Source organism: Mesorhizobium sp. M2A.F.Ca.ET.037.01.1.1, assembly GCF_003998075.1.
Taxonomy (GTDB): Bacteria; Pseudomonadota; Alphaproteobacteria; order Rhizobiales; family Rhizobiaceae; genus Mesorhizobium.
The window spans coordinates 1-3062 of record NZ_RZSA01000815.1 but is presented as its reverse complement, the minus strand read 5'-3'; the positions used below and the strand labels follow the sequence as shown (position 1 = coordinate 3062).

The following is a 3062-nucleotide window of genomic DNA, read 5'->3' as shown; positions in this document are numbered from 1 at the left end:
GTTTTCGACAGGCCGTCGAAGGACACCGACGACAGCGCCAGCAGGAGGAAAGCCGTGCCGCTTGGCGGCAGTGGCTCCGCGGCGAGCAATTTGGCGCCCGGCCAGCAGAGTTTCAGCCGGCCTTCGTCACGCTCGAATGGCGCGAAGCGGGCGACCATCGAGAAGAAGACGCTCAGGAATTCGCCGCGCTTGCTCCAGGAGCCGTAGCCGAAGATGAGCATGGCGATGAAGCTCGCCAGCCAGTAGAGGCCGGCAGCAAAGGCGAGGCGGGCCGGATCGTCGGGGGCGGGATCGATCAGCTCGAACCAGGCGAAGGCTAAGAACAGCACGAAGGCCGGCCAGTAGCCGAGCCAGTTGGGCAGGCGCGATCGGTTTGCATCGTCCGCAGGAAGGCCGAAGACGCGAGAGGCGACACGCCACGGCCCGTACCATGGGTTGAGCCATACCCAGAGATCGCCGAGCAAGCCCTGCAGCAGCGTGAAGCCTGCCCAGAGCAGCGTCCAGATCAGCAGCGGCAGCGGGTTGGAGAGCGGATCGCGGCTGCCGAGAAAGCCGGCGGCGACGAGAAGTATGAAGCCGGCAAAGGAAATCAAGCTGAAGAGGGTGCGCGGAGCATCGCCGAAGGTGAGCATGGGCAAGCGCCGGCGCCAGAAGCGGTCGAGGGCGGCGGGCGGCAGCAGCGCCAGGACGAGGAAGCTGACGGCCACGGCCAGCGCGCCGCCGGCGATGTAGTAGCCGGTCGGGAGAAGCAGGACGTGACCGCGATCGGAGGCGTGGGCGAATGCGGGGGTGGGGAGAGCAGCGAGGAAAGCGAGAGAGAAGGCTAACCTGCGGCGACGGCGTTCTACGGCCCCCCTCTCTGTCCTGCCGGACATCTCCCCCTCAAGGGGGGAGATTAGCAGTTTCAGCGCCGGTTCTTCCTTCGCAACGTCGAAGGTTGGCGAAAGCGGAGACACAAGCTTAATCTCCCCCCTTGAGGGGGAGATGTCCGGCAGGACAGAGAGGGGGGCGAAGGAACTCGACCTATCCAGCCTCGCAGGACCGCTCGACGATGCCACAGGGAGCCGCCCTCTACACCTTCACCAACTGCTCCACCCTGCCCTTCTCGCCAAAGATGCGCAGATACCGCTTGATTTCCTTCTCATCCCCTGTCGCCTTGGCGGGATTGTCCGACAGCTTCACCGCCGGCCGTCCATTGGCTTCCGTCACCTTGCAGACCAGCGAGATCGCGTCGAGGCTGTCAGTCTCCGTCGGGGCGCAGCCTTCGAAATCATTGGTGAGGTTGGTGCCCCAGCCGAAGGACATGCGCACCTTGCCGCGGAAGTGCCTGTAGGTCTCCTCAATGGTCTCGACCTCAAGGCCGTCGGAGAAGATCAGCAGCTTCTGCTTGGGGTCCTTGCCCCTCTTGCGCCACCAGTCGATGATCTTCTCGCCGCCCTCGATCGGCGGCGCGCTGTCAGGGCGGAAGCCGGTCCAGTCGGCGACCCAGTCCGGCGCCTCGCGCAGGAAGGAGTCCGTGCCGAAGGCGTCGGGCAGCACGATCAGGAGATTGCCGCCATAATAGCGCTGCCAGTCCTGCAGCACCTTGTAGGGCGACTGCCGCAACTCCTCCTCGGAGTTGGCAAGAGCCCCAAACACCATCGGCAGTTCATGGGCGTTGGTACCCAAAGCCTCGAGGTCGTTGTCCATGGCCAGAAGCACGTTGGAGGTGCCGGTGAAGGCATCACCGATGCCTTCCTTCAACGCCTCGACGCACCAACGCTGCCAAAGGAAAGAGTGACGGCGTCTTGTGCCGAAGTCGGAAATGCGGATGCCAGGCAGCGCCTTCAGCCGCTCGGTCTTGGCCCACATCTTGGCCTTGGCGCGAGCATAGAGCACATCGAGCGCGAAGGGGCCGAAGGAACGCATCGCCGCGCGGGAACGCAGCTCGTTGATGATGGCCAAAGCCGGGATTTCCCAGAGCGTGGTGTACATCCAGGGGCCGGGGAAGGAGAGCACGTACTGGCCGTCGCGCCGGGACAGCTCGTAGGCGGGCAAGCGGAAATCCTCTAGCCATGCGAGGAATTCCGGCTCGAAGATCTGTTTGCGGCCGTAAAAAGTGTTGCCGCCCAGCCAGATCATCTCCTTTTTCGAAAAGCGAAGCGTGCGGGCATGGTCGAGCTGATCGCGCAATTCTCCTTCGTCGATCTCGTCGGCCAAGCGCACCGAGGTCGTGCGGTTGATCAAGGTGAAGGTGGCGTCGACCTTGGGATACATGCCCCAGATCATCTGCAGCATCAGAAGCTTGTAGAAATCGGTGTCCAGCAGGCTGCGGACGATCGGGTCCAGCTTCCAGGTGTGGTTGTAGACGCGCCGCGCTATGTCAGTCTTTGCCATGCTTCCTCACCCATGAAGCACGACGCACTCAAACGCGGGCGCCAAGCTTCAAGTCCTTGTTCGAGCAACTCCGCTTGGAAGACCGTCGCGCGGTTTTCCTGGAATGCCTCAGCCAACTGCCTCTTAGCATTGTATTTTCGAACGCGCTCCCCGCTTTGCAAGCTGGCCCGACAAAAAGCGGCTATGCAAGTCCAGCCGTCAGGACAGGGCCCTGGCGCATTTCCACCGTTTCACGGAAACGGCGAAATGCTCCAGTTTTTTTGTTTTGACGCAATTCCAGACGGAAAACCGCTTCACACTTTTCCTGGAATTGCTTTGGCGCCGATAACCTTCAGCGCGGGACGTTTCCTGCGGCTCGGCAGGCGGCCGGCCACGGGGGCATCGGCGCGGGCCTCGTCCTGCTCCTTCTCCGCGAACAGCCAGTCGATGAACAGCTGGACGATCGGCGCCGATCGCATCTCGTTGCGGCAGACGACGTAGAAATCGTCGACCGCCGGCACCGAGAGCGTGAAGGGCGCGACGAGCATGCCCCTGGCAAGCAAGGCGCGCGCAGTCACCGAGTCGCCGAGCGCGACACCGTGGCCATGCACGGCGGCCTCCGTCGCCATGCGCGCATCGCCCAGACGGTGGCGGCGGCCGCGCTCGAGATCGAGCGCATCGGCGGCGGCCAGCCAGGCGTGCCATTC

At 63.6% G+C, this 3062-nt stretch carries 2 protein-coding genes and 1 pseudogene; all 3 read right to left on the bottom strand.

What is annotated here, in order from left to right:
- Positions 1-875: pseudogene (locus EOA27_RS29490) on the bottom strand (hypothetical protein); the annotation flags it as partial.
- A 196-nt stretch (positions 876-1071) separates the two neighbouring features.
- Positions 1072-2376 (bottom strand): nicotinate phosphoribosyltransferase, encoded by a 1305-nt coding sequence (pncB, locus tag EOA27_RS29485; protein ID WP_127257880.1) that lies wholly within the window; start codon positions 2374-2376, stop codon positions 1072-1074.
- A 293-nt stretch (positions 2377-2669) separates the two neighbouring features.
- A partial coding sequence (locus EOA27_RS29480; RefSeq protein ID WP_245491196.1) for a LysR substrate-binding domain-containing protein occupies positions 2670-3062 on the bottom strand: 393 nt, incomplete at its 5' end.